Annotated in this window: 17 protein-coding genes; 8 read left to right on the top strand and 9 right to left on the bottom strand. The window is 73.1% G+C overall.

The annotated features are described in order from the left end of the window. The first annotated feature begins 33 nt into the window (after positions 1 to 33). Together O7603_RS21375 and O7603_RS21370 are read left to right on the top strand one after the other, a co-directional pair. Positions 34 to 228 (top strand): hypothetical protein, encoded by a 195-nt coding sequence (locus tag O7603_RS21375; protein WP_281571579.1) that lies wholly within the window; start codon positions 34 to 36, stop codon positions 226 to 228. Positions 229 to 386: 158 nt separating this feature from the next. Beyond that, the gene (locus O7603_RS21370) at positions 387 to 935 is read left to right on the top strand and encodes a YbaK/EbsC family protein (protein WP_281576755.1); all 549 of its coding nucleotides are present in this window, start codon (positions 387 to 389) and stop codon (positions 933 to 935) included. Between the two features lie 81 nt (positions 936 to 1,016). On the opposite strand, the gene O7603_RS21365 is transcribed toward O7603_RS21370, so the two are convergent. From O7603_RS21365 to O7603_RS21350, 4 genes are all read right to left on the bottom strand, one after another. After that, on the bottom strand, positions 1,017 to 1,652 hold the full coding sequence (locus O7603_RS21365; RefSeq protein ID WP_281571578.1) for a DsbA family oxidoreductase: 636 nt from the start codon (positions 1,650 to 1,652) through the stop codon (positions 1,017 to 1,019). Between the two features lie 20 nt (positions 1,653 to 1,672). Next, complete coding sequence (locus tag O7603_RS21360; protein WP_281571577.1) at positions 1,673 to 2,101, bottom strand: SufE family protein; 429 nt, start codon at positions 2,099 to 2,101, stop codon at positions 1,673 to 1,675. A gap of 58 nt (positions 2,102 to 2,159) precedes the next feature. Next, positions 2,160 to 2,585 (bottom strand): CBS domain-containing protein, encoded by a 426-nt coding sequence (locus O7603_RS21355; RefSeq protein WP_281571576.1) that lies wholly within the window; start codon positions 2,583 to 2,585, stop codon positions 2,160 to 2,162. 67 nt (positions 2,586 to 2,652) lie between these two features. Beyond that, complete coding sequence (locus O7603_RS21350; RefSeq protein ID WP_281571575.1) at positions 2,653 to 4,410, bottom strand: proline--tRNA ligase; 1,758 nt, start codon at positions 4,408 to 4,410, stop codon at positions 2,653 to 2,655. A 166-nt stretch (positions 4,411 to 4,576) separates the two neighbouring features. Here O7603_RS21350 and O7603_RS21345 point away from each other — a divergent pair, with 166 nt between their 5' ends. Further along, positions 4,577 to 5,107 (top strand): SigE family RNA polymerase sigma factor, encoded by a 531-nt coding sequence (locus O7603_RS21345; RefSeq protein ID WP_281571574.1) that lies wholly within the window; start codon positions 4,577 to 4,579, stop codon positions 5,105 to 5,107. Then, on the top strand, positions 5,104 to 6,270 hold the full coding sequence (locus O7603_RS21340; RefSeq protein WP_281571573.1) for a hypothetical protein: 1,167 nt from the start codon (positions 5,104 to 5,106) through the stop codon (positions 6,268 to 6,270). The genes O7603_RS21345 and O7603_RS21340 overlap by 4 nt, the downstream gene beginning before the upstream one ends. A 201-nt stretch (positions 6,271 to 6,471) precedes the next feature. On the opposite strand, the gene O7603_RS21335 is transcribed toward O7603_RS21340, so the two are convergent. Both O7603_RS21335 and O7603_RS21330 read right to left on the bottom strand, forming a co-directional pair. Continuing rightward, positions 6,472 to 6,657 (bottom strand): DUF397 domain-containing protein, encoded by a 186-nt coding sequence (locus tag O7603_RS21335; protein WP_281571572.1) that lies wholly within the window; start codon positions 6,655 to 6,657, stop codon positions 6,472 to 6,474. Continuing rightward, the gene (locus O7603_RS21330; RefSeq protein ID WP_281571571.1) at positions 6,648 to 7,451 is read right to left on the bottom strand and encodes a helix-turn-helix transcriptional regulator; all 804 of its coding nucleotides are present in this window, start codon (positions 7,449 to 7,451) and stop codon (positions 6,648 to 6,650) included. The genes O7603_RS21335 and O7603_RS21330 overlap by 10 nt, the downstream gene beginning before the upstream one ends. A 159-nt stretch (positions 7,452 to 7,610) precedes the next feature. Between O7603_RS21330 and O7603_RS21325 the strand changes: the two genes are divergently transcribed. The 3 genes from O7603_RS21325 to O7603_RS21315 all read left to right on the top strand — a co-directional run bounded on the left by O7603_RS21325 (position 7,611) and on the right by O7603_RS21315 (position 9,822). Beyond that, positions 7,611 to 7,961, top strand: coding sequence for a hypothetical protein (locus O7603_RS21325; protein WP_281576754.1), 351 nt, complete (start codon positions 7,611 to 7,613; stop codon positions 7,959 to 7,961). Positions 7,962 to 8,057: 96 nt separating this feature from the next. Continuing rightward, positions 8,058 to 8,825 carry an SGNH/GDSL hydrolase family protein gene (locus tag O7603_RS21320; protein ID WP_281571570.1) on the top strand — a complete coding sequence of 256 codons (768 nt, stop codon included), beginning with the start codon at positions 8,058 to 8,060 and terminating at the stop codon, positions 8,823 to 8,825. Between the two features lie 94 nt (positions 8,826 to 8,919). Continuing rightward, positions 8,920 to 9,822: a sulfurtransferase gene (locus tag O7603_RS21315; RefSeq protein WP_281571569.1), complete on the top strand. Its 903-nt coding sequence runs from the start codon at positions 8,920 to 8,922 to the stop codon at positions 9,820 to 9,822. Between the two features lie 118 nt (positions 9,823 to 9,940). Here the strand turns inward: O7603_RS21315 and O7603_RS21310 are convergent, their stop codons facing one another. The 3 genes from O7603_RS21310 to O7603_RS21300 form a co-directional block, all read right to left on the bottom strand. Further along, complete coding sequence (locus tag O7603_RS21310; RefSeq protein ID WP_281571568.1) at positions 9,941 to 11,131, bottom strand: hypothetical protein; 1,191 nt, start codon at positions 11,129 to 11,131, stop codon at positions 9,941 to 9,943. Next, on the bottom strand, positions 11,128 to 11,655 hold the full coding sequence (locus tag O7603_RS21305; RefSeq protein ID WP_281571567.1) for a SigE family RNA polymerase sigma factor: 528 nt from the start codon (positions 11,653 to 11,655) through the stop codon (positions 11,128 to 11,130). Before O7603_RS21305 ends, O7603_RS21310 begins: the two co-directional genes overlap by 4 nt. A 69-nt stretch (positions 11,656 to 11,724) precedes the next feature. Continuing rightward, positions 11,725 to 12,300 (bottom strand): TetR family transcriptional regulator, encoded by a 576-nt coding sequence (locus O7603_RS21300; RefSeq protein WP_281571566.1) that lies wholly within the window; start codon positions 12,298 to 12,300, stop codon positions 11,725 to 11,727. A gap of 107 nt (positions 12,301 to 12,407) precedes the next feature. Between O7603_RS21300 and O7603_RS21295 the strand changes: the two genes are divergently transcribed. Continuing rightward, positions 12,408 to 13,598: an FAD-dependent oxidoreductase gene (locus O7603_RS21295; RefSeq protein WP_281571565.1), complete on the top strand. Its 1,191-nt coding sequence runs from the start codon at positions 12,408 to 12,410 to the stop codon at positions 13,596 to 13,598. Positions 13,599 to 13,602: the final 4 nt, after the last annotated feature.

Raw genomic sequence — 13,602 nt, 5'->3', positions numbered from 1 at the left:
CTGTCCCGTTCATGTTCGGCCTAGCGTGACCGCATGTTCGCTGTCGTCACCGCTGTCATCCTGTACTGCTTCGGATTCGTCTTCCTCTACGGCGTGATCCGGCTCGCCGTCCGGCACGGGCTGGAGGACCTGGAGGTCCGCCGCGCCCAGGTCGCGCGGGCCGAGGAGCTCGCAACCCACCGGGACCGCACGTTCCTCAAGGAGAACGCCTTCCTCGCCGGCAGCTGAGCCGGTCCGCGCCGGCGGCCGAGCCAGTTAGCGCGGCCGTCGCCAGTCGGGCGGCCGCGCCCGCGTCGGCCAGCCAGGCCCGCGAGCGTGGCCGATCCGGCGGTCGCGGCGCTTCGGGTGGGCGGTACGGCGTGGCGGGTGCGAGGATCGCACCCGTGATGGGGACGCTGAAGACCGAACCCGCCCGGACCCGCCTCGACCTGCTCGCCCCGCCGGTCGCCGCGGCGCTCGGGCAGTGGCCCGCCGACGCTCCGGTGGACGTGGACGACGTGCTGGTCGCGCCGATCGACGCCGACCTCGCCGACACCGCCGCGTTCTGCGCGGCGTACGAGGTGGGGCTGGATGTGTCGGCCAACTGCGTGGTGGTGGCCGGCAAGCGGGAGGGCGTGGTCCGCTACGCGGCCTGCGTCATCCTCGCCACCACCCGGGCCGACGTGAACGGGGTGGCCCGGCGGGCGCTCGACGTGCGCAAGGCCAGCTTCGCGCCGATGGCGGAGGCGGTCGATCTGACCGGCATGGAGTACGGCGGGATCACCCCGATCGGCCTGCCGGAGGAGTGGCCGATCCTGGTCGACGCCCGGGTGGTCGCCACGCCGCACGTGATCATCGGCTCCGGCGTGCGGCACAGCAAGATCGCGTTGCCCGGCCCGGCGCTCGGCGCGCTGCCCGGCGCGCGGGTGATCGAGGACCTGGCCCGCCCGGCCTGACCGGCCACTCGCCGACATCGATGCCGTTTCACATGAAACATCATCGATGTCGATGTCCGGCCGGTCAGCAGCCGGTCGTGGTCAGTCGGTGCCGGACTCCCGGCGCTCGACCTCGGCGAACGCGGCGAGCAGGGTCGCGCTGTCCTGGGCGCCCTGGATGCCGTACTTCCCGGCGAGCACGAAGGTCGGCACGCTGCTGACCCCGAGGTCGCGGGCGGAGGCCAGGTCGACGGCGACCTCCTTGGTGCCCTCGTCGGAGTCGAGGTAACGGCGGGCGTCGGCGCCGTTCAGGCCGACCTGCTCGGCGAGCGTGGCCAGGGCCTCGTGCGACCCCAGGTCGACGCCGTCGACGAAGTGCCCCCGGTAGAGCGCGTCCAGCATCTCGCTGGCCCTGCCGTGCTCGGCGGCGTACCGGGCCAGCCGGTGCGCGTCGAAGGTGTTTGCGGTGACCGCCCGGTCGTAGTCGAGGGCGAGACCCGCGCCCGCGGCCACCTGGGTCACCCGGTCGATCGCCTGCCGGGCGCTGTCCGGGCCGCCGAACTTCGCGGCGAGCGCGTCGCGCAGCGGCAGCGGCTCGGACACCGGCGACGGGTCCAGTTGGAACGGACGGAAACGGACGGTCACGTCGCCGTCGTACAACTCCAGTGCCTCGTCCAGCCGGCGCTTGCCGATGTAGCACCACGGGCAGACCACGTCGGCGTAGATCTCGATCTCCATGATCAGTCCCAACTCCCCGCTCAGCCGACTTGTTCCCGGACCTGGCGCTTGAGCCGGGCCAGGATCGCGGTGCCCCCGCGCACCCGCAGCGGGCTGATCGCCTGGGCCAGGCCCATCCGCTGGTAGAGGTCGTCCGGCACGGCGAGCACCTCGTCCGGGCTCGCCCCGGCCAGCCCCTCGGCGAGGATGCCGGCGAAGGCGCGGGTGGTCGGCGCCTCGGGCGGGCAGTCGAAGAGCGTCTCCACGGTCTTCTCCGGCGTCACCCGGGCGCGCAGGAAGAAGGCCGTCTGGCACTCCGGCACCTGTTCCATGCCCTCCCGCTCGGCGCTGTCGGGCGGCAGCGGCGGGAGGACGTCGGCGTACTCCAGCAGCATCTCGAGCACCACCTCCCGAGGGGCGGCGGCGAACTCGTCGACGATCTCGGCCAACCTGGCCGGCATGGCGGACATGACTCGAAGGCTACCGCCGGTGATCAGGGCTCCCCACCGCTACGGGCAGGGGCCCCGATCACACCGTCGGCGCCTGCTCGCTGATCTCGCTGAGCGCGGACTGCGGGTCGAGCTGCATCGCCAGGTCGCCGAGGGAGACGATCCCGACCAACTTGCGGTCGCTGTCGCAGACCAGCACCCGCCGGATCCCCCGCTCGCGCATCAGCGCCGCCGCCTCTCCGGCCGTGGCGTGCTGCTCGATCATCACCACCTCGCGGGTGATGATCGAGCCGATCGTGGTGGTGGCCGGGTTCGCGCGTTCGGCCACCGCCCGGACCACGATGTCCCGGTCGGTGAGCATGCCGGCGAGGCTGGCGCCGTCGGTGACGACGACGTCGCCGATGTCGGCCTCCTTCATCACCTTCGCGGCCTCGTCCAGGTTGGTCTCCGCAGGCAGGTAGACGACCTGCCTGGTCATCACGTCGCTGACCCGGTAACCGGTCATGAGATCCTCCGAAAACGCATACGCCGATCGGAGTGCGGTACCCCGTGACGTGGCGGATACACCAGGTTCACACGCTCGCGGCCACCTCGTCGACCAAACGGGCCACCAACCCGTCGACCGGTAGTTCGGTCCGCTCGCCGCTGGCCCGGTCGCGCAGTTCGACGTACCCGTCGGCGAGGCGGCGGCCGACCACGACGGCGCGCGGGATGCCGATCAGCTCGGCGTCGGTGAACTTCACCCCGGCGGACACCGCCGTGCGGTCGTCCACCAGCACCCGCAGGCCGGCCGCCGAGAGCTGACCGCCGAGGTCGAGCGCCGCGTCCAGCTGCGGCCCCTTGCCGGCGGCCACCAGGTGTACGTCGCACGGCGCGACCGCCGCCGGCCAGACCAGGCCCCGGTCGTCGTGGTGCTGTTCGGCGACCGCGGCCACCGCGCGGGACACCCCGATGCCGTAGCAGCCCATGGTGGGCCGGACCGGCTTGCCCTGCGGGCCGAGCACGTCCACGGCGAAGGCGTCGGTGTAGCGGCGGCCGAGCTGGAAGATGTGCCCCACCTCGATGCCCCGCCGGATGGTCAGCTCGCCCTCGCGGCAGCTCGGGCAGGGGTCGCCGGCCCGGACCTCGGCGGCCTCGACGGTGCCGTCCGGGGTGAAGTCGCGGCCGCAGACCACGTTGGTGGCGTGCCGGCCCGGCTCGTTCGCCCCGGTCAGCCACGAGCTGCCGGCCACCACCCGGGGATCCACCAGGTAGCGGAACCCGAGCTTCGACATGAGCTGCGGGCCGATGTAGCCGCGGACCAGCTCCGGGTGCGCGTCCCACTCCTCGAAGACCGCCACCGTCGCGGGGGCGAGCGCGGCGTCCACCCGCTTGAGGTCCACCTCCCGATCACCCGGCACCCCGATCACCAGCAGCTCCGTCTCGGCCACCCCCGGCCGGCGTACGGTCAGCACCACGTTCTTCAACGTGTCGGCGGCGGTCCAGTCGGTGCGCCCGGCGAGGGCACGCGCGTTCGCCAGCTCGACCAGCGACGCGATGGTCGGCGTCTCCGGGGTGTCGTACACCTCGGTGGCCGGGTGCGCCTCCGGGTCGCCGGCCGCCGGGGCCCGGGTGGTGACCGCCTCCGTGTTCGCCGCGTAGTCACAGGCGGTGCAGCCGACGAAGGTGTCCTCGCCGACCGGCGTGGCGGCCAGGAACTCCTCGGACGCCGAGCCGCCCATCGCACCGGACATCGCGCGCACCACCGTGTAGTCCAGGCCGAGCCGGTCGAAGATCCGCTGGTACGCGACCCGGTGCCGGTCGTACGCGGCCTGGAGACCCGCCTCGTCCAGGTCGAACGAGTAGGCGTCCTTCATCAGGAACTCCCGCCCGCGCAGCAGGCCGGCGCGGGGCCGGGCCTCGTCGCGGAACTTCGTCTGCACCTGGAAGAGCGTCACCGGGAAGTCCCGGTAGGAGGTGAAAAGGTCCTTCACCAGCAGCGCGGCCAACTCCTCGTGGGTCGGGGCGAGCAGATGCTCGGCGCCCTTCCGGTCGGCGAGGGTGAAGATGTCGTCGCCGTACTCCGTCCACCGGCCGCTGGTCCGGTACGGCTCCGCCGGCAGCAGCGCCGGGAAGTGCACCTCCTGGTCGCCGATCGCGGTGATCTCCGAACGCACCACCGCGGCGATCCGGTCCAGCACCAGCTTGCCGAGCGGCAGCCACGTGTAGCCGCCCGGGGCGGCGCGGCGGACGTAGCCGGCGCGCAGCAGCAGCCGATGGCTCGGCACCTCCGCGTCCGCCGGGTCCTCGCGCAGGGTCCGGAGCAGCAGGGTCGACATCCGTAGCAGCATTGCCGCAGCGTACGACCGGCGGTTCCGCGGCGGCGACGCAATTCGTCCGGGTTGCCGGCCGGGACTGTCGGAAATCGGCGTGCGGAACGGCAACCACCGTCGCCCGGGGAGGCGTCTGGGAGGGCGTCAGAATGCTGCGCACCACTACCCCCAAGGATCGGCTCGTGTGGACCCTCTGCTGAGTGAGTTCGACTCGTTCGTCCGTACCCGAACGCCGGCGCTGCTGCGCTCGGCCTACCTGTTGACCGGCGACCAGCACCTCGCCGAGGACCTGGTCCAGTCGGCGCTGGCCAGGACCCACCGCTCGTGGAACCGGCTGCACCACAGCGGCAACGCCGAGGCGTACACCCGCCGGACGATGTACCACCTCCAGGTCTCCTGGTGGCGGCGGCGCCGGGTGGCCGAGTCGATGCCGGGCGACCTGCCCGAGCCACGCGGAGGCGACTCGGCCCCCGACCACGCCCACCAGACGACCCTGCGGCTCACCCTGCGGGCCGCGCTGGCCAGGCTCTCCGCGAAGCAGCGCGCCGTGCTGGTGCTGCGCTTCTTCGAGGACCGCACCGAGGTCGAGGCCGCCGACCTGCTCGGCGTCACCGTTGGCACCGTCAAGAGCCAGACCGCCAAGGCGCTGGCCAAGTTGCGCACCGTCGCCCCCGAACTCGCCGAGCTGTACGTCCTGGAAGGGAGCACCCGATGAACGACGACCGTCTCCGGCTCGACCTGGCCAGCCTGGCCGACGAGGTCACTCCGGTCGACCTGCGGGACCGCGCGTTGCGGACCTCCCGCCGGCTCGGCATCCAGCGGGCCGTGGCCACCACCGCGGCGGCGTTCGTGCTCGTCGGAGCGGCGACCGGCACCGCCTTCGCCATCCGCCCGGACGCGACCGCGCCGACGCCGCTGCCCGCCGACTCCCCGTCGATCGTCGACACCACTCCGCCGGCTCCACCCGCTCCGCCGACGCCGTCGGTCGCGCCCAGCACGCCCACCCCGCCGGCGGCGCCCACCGCGACCATCGGCCGGCTCCAGTACGGCCCCGGCCCGGGCACCCTCGGCGAGGGCAGCAGCCCCACCGCCCACCTCTACTCGTGGCAGCCGGGCAGTGGGCCGAAGCAACTGCTGGCGATCCCACGGGAGGTCGCCGTGCTCAACGCGGCGGTGTCTCCCGACGGCCGCCGGGTGGCCTGGGTCGTCGAGGACGCGCTCTGGGTGTCCGACGTGGACGGTTCCGGAAAGCGGAAGCTGCGGGACGGTGTCGACCGGCACTGCTGGACCCCGGCCTGGTCGCCGGACTCGCGGCGGCTCGCGATCGGCACGCTCACCAAGACCCACCCGGACGACTACCGGGCCGGCGTCATCGACGTCGCCTCCGGCACGTTCACCGAGTCGGGCGAGCTGCCGGGATGCCACCCCGTCTGGTCCGCGGACGGCGACTTCATCGCGTACGCCGACGGCTCGACCGGTGCGGTGCTGCTCACCCGCCTCGACGGCCCGGTCCGACGTGCCATCCCCGGTCTCGGTAGCGGTTCGAACTACCGCAGCTTCGACCTGGCCAGCCTCTCGCCGGACGGTGGACGGATCGCGCTCCACCGCCGCAGCCCGGACATGGAGGCCGGCGACGTGGCCCGGGAACTGGACGCCAACGTCGTGCTCGACACGCGCACCGGCAAGGAGGTGCGGCTGCCGCTCGGCGGGCGGGAACTGCGGCAGGTGTACTTCCAGGCGGACGGGACTCTGGTGGCCCGGGTGAAGTCGGGTGGCGGCTTCGCGGTGGTGCTGGTCGACGCCGAGGGGCGGAAGATCAGTGAGTCGGCCGAGCCCGCGGCGCTGAAGGACATGCAGATCCTCGGGGTGGCCGGCTAGGTCACCCGCGACCGTCACGGAAGGCCCTCGGCGACCGCGCCGGGGGCCTTTCCGTGAACCGGCGCCGGGGATTCGGCCAAACCGTGCCGAGGCTCGGTCAAACCGTGCCGGGGTTTGTCGGTGATCGACTCCGTATCCCTGATATCGGGGTGTCCGAGTGTCGGGGATACCGCGATATCGCTGACACGGAGTGGACCTTGGTCAGTGGCGCTTGGCGTACTCCACGAACGACCGCCAGGTCCGCGGGTCGAGGGTGAGCACCGCGCCGGACCGATCCTTGCTGTCGCGCACGAGCACCACACCGGGCAAGTTGTCGGCCACCTCGACGCACTCGCCCTGGGTGCCGCTGCGAGTGGACGTGCGCCAGACGGCTCCGATCAGCTCCATGACGTCATCACTTCCTTCATCAGCTCGATCGACTGCCGGCGAGGCAGTGCCTCACTTCGGACGCTCTCCCACCTCGACAGCAGGATAGACAGATCCTCATCCCTGTCGACCACCATGCCGCCGAGCTGGGTCTCCAGGTGACCGATCCATCCGCCATCGTTGCCGAGGGCCAGAACGAAGGGCCCGACCAGGCCGACGTGCACACTGACCACCGCGGGAATGACGTGCACGCTGATGTGCGGGTTCTCCGCGCACCCGATCAGATGGTCGATCTGCTGGGTCATCAGTCCACGAAAGCCCTCGTCCGCGCGCCGCAGCACCGGCTCCTCGATGACCGCCACGAACATGGGCGGATCGGCGCGGAGGAAGATGGACTGGCGGTCCATCCGCACGGCCAAGCGCCGCTCCACCTCGTCATTGGTGATGCCGTCGTCGCACCGGATCAGCGCCCGGGCGTAGTTCTCGGTCTGGAGCAGGCCGGGTACCAGGCTCGGCTGATAACAGCGCAGCTGCTGGGCGTTGCGCTCCGCTTCGAGCCAGGGGCGGAACCAGCTTGGTTGGCCGTCGCGCTCGGCCATCTTCAGCAGGGAGCTGAGCAGGCCGCCGGTCTTCAGCACCTCGTCGGCCCGCCCGAGGATGAACCGGTCGAGCGGCCGTTGGCCCAACTCGACGGCGGACACCTGCGAGCCCGAGAAGTGCACGAGCTTCCCGAACTCCTCCTGACTCAGGTCGGCGTTCAGCCGCAGCCGCCGCAGTTGTGCCCGGATCAGCTCGGCCGTCGGTTCACCTTCCACAGTTCCTCCACACCGGCACCCCTCCCCGAGGCGCGCCTCCCGGCCGGTCGGCCGCCCACCCGGCCCTCGCCCCGACCTCCGCCGATCTCTATCCGACCGTAGTCAGTCGGACGCACAGTGTCACGTGACCGTGTCCCCGGAGAGGAGGTCGTCGTGGATCTGCCGATCCGCCACCTGCCGGTGCCCCGCCTCGGGCCGTACGCCGATCGACCCCGGCCGTACCCGCCGGGCCATCCGCCGCACCAGCCCGTACGCCCGCTCTGGCTCTGCCGGGCCTGCGGCGGGCCGTGGCCCTGCGCGGAGGCTCGGCTCCTGCTCCGGGTCGAGTACGACGGCCGGTACCTCGACCTCGCGATCTACCTCTCCGGGCTGTACCACGAGGCGACCCACGACCTGTTCCGGCTGAACCCGGACGACGGGCCGACTCCTCGTGAGCTGTTCGAGCGGTTCGTCGCCTGGGGGCCGTACCGCAGACCGATCGTCGATCCGCCCGGTGGCGTGCCGCGATGACCTGTGCCACGTTCGGCCGGCGAGGGGAACCACGGCCGCCGGTCGCGGTGCAAAACTGGTCGCCGCAGGCAACGAGGGAGCGTTGAGGGGGGCCCGGTGCGCTGGCGGAGTTTCGTGGCGGTCGGAGACAGCTTCACCGAGGGAATGGACGACCCGTACCCGGACGGCACCTACCGGGGCTGGGCCGACCTGGTCGCCACCCGGCTGGCGGCCGAGGCCGGGCCGGACTTCCGCTACGCGAACCTCGCCATCCGGGGGCGGCTCTTCCCGAACATCGTCGACCAGCAGGTGCCGGAGGCAGTCGCGATGAAGCCGGACCTGATCAGCTTCGCGGCCGGCGGCAACGACGTGCTGCGCCGCACCTTCGACGGCGCGGACCTGATCAGCCGGTTCGACGAGGTGGTCCGCGAACTCCGCTCCGGCGGCGCCGACGTGATCGTCTTCCGGTTCGCCGACGTGATGGCCCGGCTCCCCGGCCAGCGTCTGGTCGCGCCCCGGGTCGAGCTGCTCAACCAGGCCGTCGGCGAGACCGCCGAGCGGCACGGGGCGATCCTGGTCGACCTGTACGCCGACGACACGTACCTCAACCCGATGCTGTGGAGCACCGACCGGCTGCACCTCTCTCCGGCCGGGCACCGCCGGGTGGCCGGCCAGGTGCTGACCGCGCTGGGCGTGGGCTGCGACGAGGAGTGGCTGATGGTGCCGCCGCACCCGGCACCGACGCCGTGGCTCGCCTCCCGCGCGGCCGACCTGCGCTGGGTCGGCCAGCACCTGGCGCCCTGGCTCAAGCGCCGGCTGACCGGCCGGTCGTCCGGCGACACCGTAACCGCGAAACGCCCGGCGCTCGGCCCGGTCGGCGACTGACCCGGCGGCCCGACCGAGCCCTGCCCACTATGCCGGATGGGGGGCCGGTCACGTTTTCCGGTTGGTCTCCGGGATCCGGCGTAGGTTGGGGATCATGTCTGTGCCGAGCGATCCTGATCCGCGCCTGCAGGCGTACGCGGATCCGCAGCGCCTGGTCACCACCGAGTGGCTGGCCGAGCACCTGGGCGACGAGGGCCTCGTCGTCATCGAGTCCGACGAGGACGTGCTGCTCTACGACACCGGGCACATCCCGGGCGCCGTCAAGGTGGACTGGCACCTGGAACTGAACGACCAGGTGACCCGCGACTACCTGGACGCCAAGAGTTTCGCGGAGCTGTGTGCCGCCAAGGGCATCGGCCGCAACGACACGGTGGTGTTCTACGGCGACAACTTCAACTGGTGGGCCGCGTACGCCCTCTGGGTCTTCTCGCTCTTCGGCCACCCGGACGTGCGGCTGGTCGACGGCGGTCGGCAGAAGTGGATCGCCGAGGGGCGGGAGCTGAGCCGCGAGAAGGTGACCCGGCCCCGGGCCGACTACCCGGTGCCGCAGCGGGACGACGCGCCGATCCGGGCCTACCGCGAGCAGGTGATGGCGCACGTCGCCGCCGGGCGGCCGCTGGTCGACGTCCGTTCGCCCGGCGAGTACACCGGCGAGATGCTGCACATGCCGGACTACCCGCAGGAGGGCGCGCTGCGCGGCGGCCACATCCCGGGGGCGGTCAACAAGCCGTGGAAGTCCGCGGCCAACGACGACGGCACGTTCAAGTCCCCGGACGAGCTGCGGGCGATCTACGCCGACCAGCTCGGGTTGACCCCGGACGACGACATTGTGGCGTACTGCCGGATCGGTGAGCGGTCCAGCCACACCTGGTTCGTGCTGCGGCACCTGCTCGGCTACCTGCAGGTGCGCAACTACGACGGCTCGTGGACCGAGTGGGGCAACCTGGTCCGGGCTCCCGTCGCCAAGGGCGACCAGCCGGGCGGCCTCAACCCCTGAGCGGCGACCGGCCCGGCGGCCTCGACCCCTGAGCGGGCGACCGGCCCGGCGGGATCAAGGCCGGCCCCGCGCGACGGCTTCCGCCCCACGCGCGGGGCACGGCCTGGCCCGCCGGGGGTCAGCCGGTGGCGAGCGAGACCTGGCCGTAGAGATCGCGGACCACGCCGGTGACCGCCCCGGTCGACGGCTGCCAGCGGACCAGCCCGCCCGGGTTGTGCCGCAGCAGCACGGCGCCGTCCCGGTCCCAGCCGAGCACCTCGCAGCAGCCCTTCCAGCGGTCCCGGCCGAGGTCGAGCAGGCGGGTGACCACGCCGGTCCCGGTGTTCAGCACCGCGGCCCCTTCCAGCCCGCTCGTGTTGCCGCTGGTGATCCAGCCGGCCCGGGCCACCTGGTCGCCGCGCTGCCAGCCACGCCCGTAGAACTCGTCGACCCGGTTGTCGGCGGGTAGTGCGCGGAAGTCGAGCGGCTGGTCGTGTCGCTGCGTGCCGGCGGCCGTCGACGTCCGCCGGCTCAACGTCATCCCCTCCCGCATTCCACCCACCGTCAGCAGGTCGTCGGTGCGGGCGGACGGGTCCGGGGTGACCACGTCCCAGGGCGACACCGTGGGCACCTCCCGGGTCGCGCCGGTGCCCCGGTCCACCTCGTACAGGGTGTCGTCGTCACCGACGAGCAGCCGGTCGCCGGCCCAGACGACGTGCTCCAGGTAGCCGCTGAGCGGGTAGCGGCGGACACCCGGGGTGGCCAGGTCGACCACGATCACCTCGTTCGTCTGGGCGAACGCGGCCAGCCGCCCGTCCGGCGAGAGGCTGCCGCTCTTCAGCGCGACCGCCGTGTTGCCGGCGGCGTCCCGGGTCGGGGCCGGAGTGACCACGTCGAGATCCCGGACGAGACCGTCGTCGCCGAGAACGCGGATCCGTCCCTCGACGCCGGTGTTCCGGTCGACCGGCTGGTACAGGGCCAGCGCCTGGCGAACCGGTCGGGCGGACAGCGGCGCGATCGGCGGGTCGCCGAGGCGACCGAGCGGGCCACCCGGATAGGTCAACTGGTCCGGCGGCCGCTGCACCGGCGAGGCGCTCGGGACCGGAGCCGCGGTCACCGTGGCGGGGCCGACGGGCGGCGGCCGGTCCGCGGGCCGCAGGGCCAGCGCCGTGGCCGCGGTGAGCAGGACGACCGCCACGGCGACGGCTCCGGCGGCCCGGCGGGTGCGGCGGGTGCGGCGGGCCCGCTCCCAGCCGGTGGACGCGGGGAGCGTCGGCCGTACGTCCTCGGTGGCCAGCGTCAGCAGTCGGGTCAGCTCCTCCTCGCTCACGGGTTCACCTCCATCCCGCTGGTCAGGCCGTCCTCGCGGCCCAGTTCCGGCGCCACCTCGCGGAGCCGGCGCAGCCCGGCGTGGCACTGGCTCTTCACCGTGCCCACCGTCACGCCCAGCACCTGGGCGGTCGCCGTCTCGGTCAGGTCCTCGTAGTAGCGCAGCACCAGCACCGCCCGTTGGCGCGGCGGCAGTTGGCTGAGCGCGTCGTGCAGCGCGAGTCGGAGCGCGCCGTCCCGGTCGGCGCCCACCTGGTCCGGAGGTTGCGCGCTCAGCCACTCGCGGCGTCGTCGCCGCCACCAGGACACCGCGTCCCGGTAGAGGATCGTCCGCACGTACGCGGCCGGGTCGCCCTCGCGCACGCTGGTCCAGCGCAGCGCCAGCTTCAGCAGCGCGTCCTGGAGGAGGTCCTCGGCCTGGTGCCGGTTGCCGCAGACCAGGTAGGCCGCGCGCAGCAGCCGGTGCTGATGGTTCTCCACAAAGGCGACGTAACCGTCCCGCCCGTCGCTTGCCGTCGGTGCCATCCGCCCCCTCCCCGGCCGTCGCGTACCCGCGTCATCTGGCAGACGCACGGGAGGCGGGAAAAGGTTGGGTCACTCCTCGGGCTGACCGGTCAGGTAGCGCTGGATCGTCGGCGCGACCCAGGCGACCAGCTCGTGCGGCGTCATCTCGGCCATCGGCGGCAGACGGACGATGTAGCGGGTGAAGGCGAGGCCGAGGATCTGACTGGCCACCAGCCCGGCCCGTCGGCCGGTGGTCGCCGGGTCGGTGCCGAACCGGGCCACGGCCGCGCTGAGCTGGCTGGCGAAGAGGTCGCGCATCTTCTCGGCCGCGCCCGGGTTGGTGCTGGCGGCCCGCAGCAGCGCCGCGAGGGTCTCGTCGCCCTCCCAGCGGTCGAGGAAGTGGCCGACGAGCACTCGACCGAGCCGGGCGGGCGGGACGTCGGTCAGGTCGGGCAGCCGCAGGTCGAACTCGGCCGCCGCCGCGAACAGCCCCTCCTTGCTGCCGTAGTAGCGCATCACCATCGACGGGTCGATCCGCGCGTCGGCCGCTATGGCCCGGATGGTCGCGCGCTCGTACCCGTCGGCGGCGAACCGCTCGCGGGCCGCACGCAGGATGGCGGCGCGGGTGGCGTCGGAGCGGCGGGTGCGAGGAGCTGCGGCGGTCATGCCCACAACTGTAGGCCAACAGGCGTTGACATCCGCGGCGACCCACCTCTAGCGTCAAGTCAACAAGTGTTGGCAAACGTACGTTGGCACATCGGAGGTGGGTCATGATGCCCGAGCGCACCGACGTCCTGGTCGTGGGAGCCGGCCCGACGGGTCTCGCCACCGCGCTCACGCTGGCCCGTCGCGGGGCGGCCGTGACGGTGGTCGACCAGCAGCCCGAGCCGCCGGTGACCTCCCGGGCGGCCGTCGTGCACGCGTACACCCTGGAGGTGCTGGACCGGATCGGCGCGGCGACGCCACTGGTCGCCCAGGGTGTGCGGGCGCCGCGATTCACCGTGCGGGACCGGGACCGGGTGCTGCTCGCCGTGCCGTTCCACCGGCTGCCGTCCCGGTTCCCCTACGCGCTGATGGTCTCCCAGTCGGTCACCGAGGCGGTGCTCACCGAGCGGCTGGCCGACCTCGGGGTGCGGGTGCGCCGGCCGTGCCGGCTCACCGGCCTGACCCGCACCGGCGGCGGGGTCGTCGCCGAGGTGGACGGCACCGCCCTGCGGGCCCGGTTCGTGGTCGGCGCGGACGGCCTGCACAGCACCGTCCGCCAGTCGAGCGGCATCGGCTTCACCGGCCCGACCGGCGCCGAGTCCTTCGTGCTCGCCGACGTCCGGGTCCGCAGCACGCTGCCGCGCGACGAGGCGGCGCTCTTCCTCGCGCGCTCCGGGCCGCTGGTCTGGGCGCCGCTGCCGGACGGGGTGGTCCGGCTGGTCGCCGCCGTGCCGAGCGCCCCCGCCGAGCCCGACGTGGCCCACCTCCAGGCGCTGCTCGACGAGCGCGGGCCGGCGCGGCGACCCGACCGGGTGACCGAGGTGCTCTGGGGCTCCCGGTTCCGGGTGCACCACCGGATCGCCGACACCTTCCGGCGCGGGCCGGTGCTGCTCGCCGGGGATGCCGGGCACGTGCACAGCCCGGCCGGCGGCCAGGGCATGAACCTCGGCATCTGCGACGCGGTGGCCGCCGGCACCGCCCTGGCCGACGTCCTCGCCGGCGGGCCGGAGACGCTGCTCGACGACTACACCGCGCGGCAGCGCCCGATGGCCGAGGACGTCCTGCGCTTCGCCGCCGGGCTGACCCGGCTGGCCACCCTGCCCCCGGCCGGCCGGCCGGTGCGCGACGCGCTGTTCCGGGTGCTCGGCGCCCTGCCGCCGGCCCGGCAGCGGATCGCCCTGCGGCTCTCCGGGCTGTCCCACCGGGAGGCCCTGCCCGGCGATTCGGTGCCGGCGGCTGGTCAGCACCCCGCCGGCTAGGCTG

Origin of the sequence: Micromonospora sp. WMMD812 (genome assembly GCF_027497215.1) — a bacterium.
Lineage (GTDB): Bacteria > Actinomycetota > Actinomycetes > Mycobacteriales > Micromonosporaceae > Micromonospora.
The sequence above is the reverse complement of the archived record's forward strand: the minus strand, read 5'-3'. Positions and strand labels throughout refer to the sequence as shown.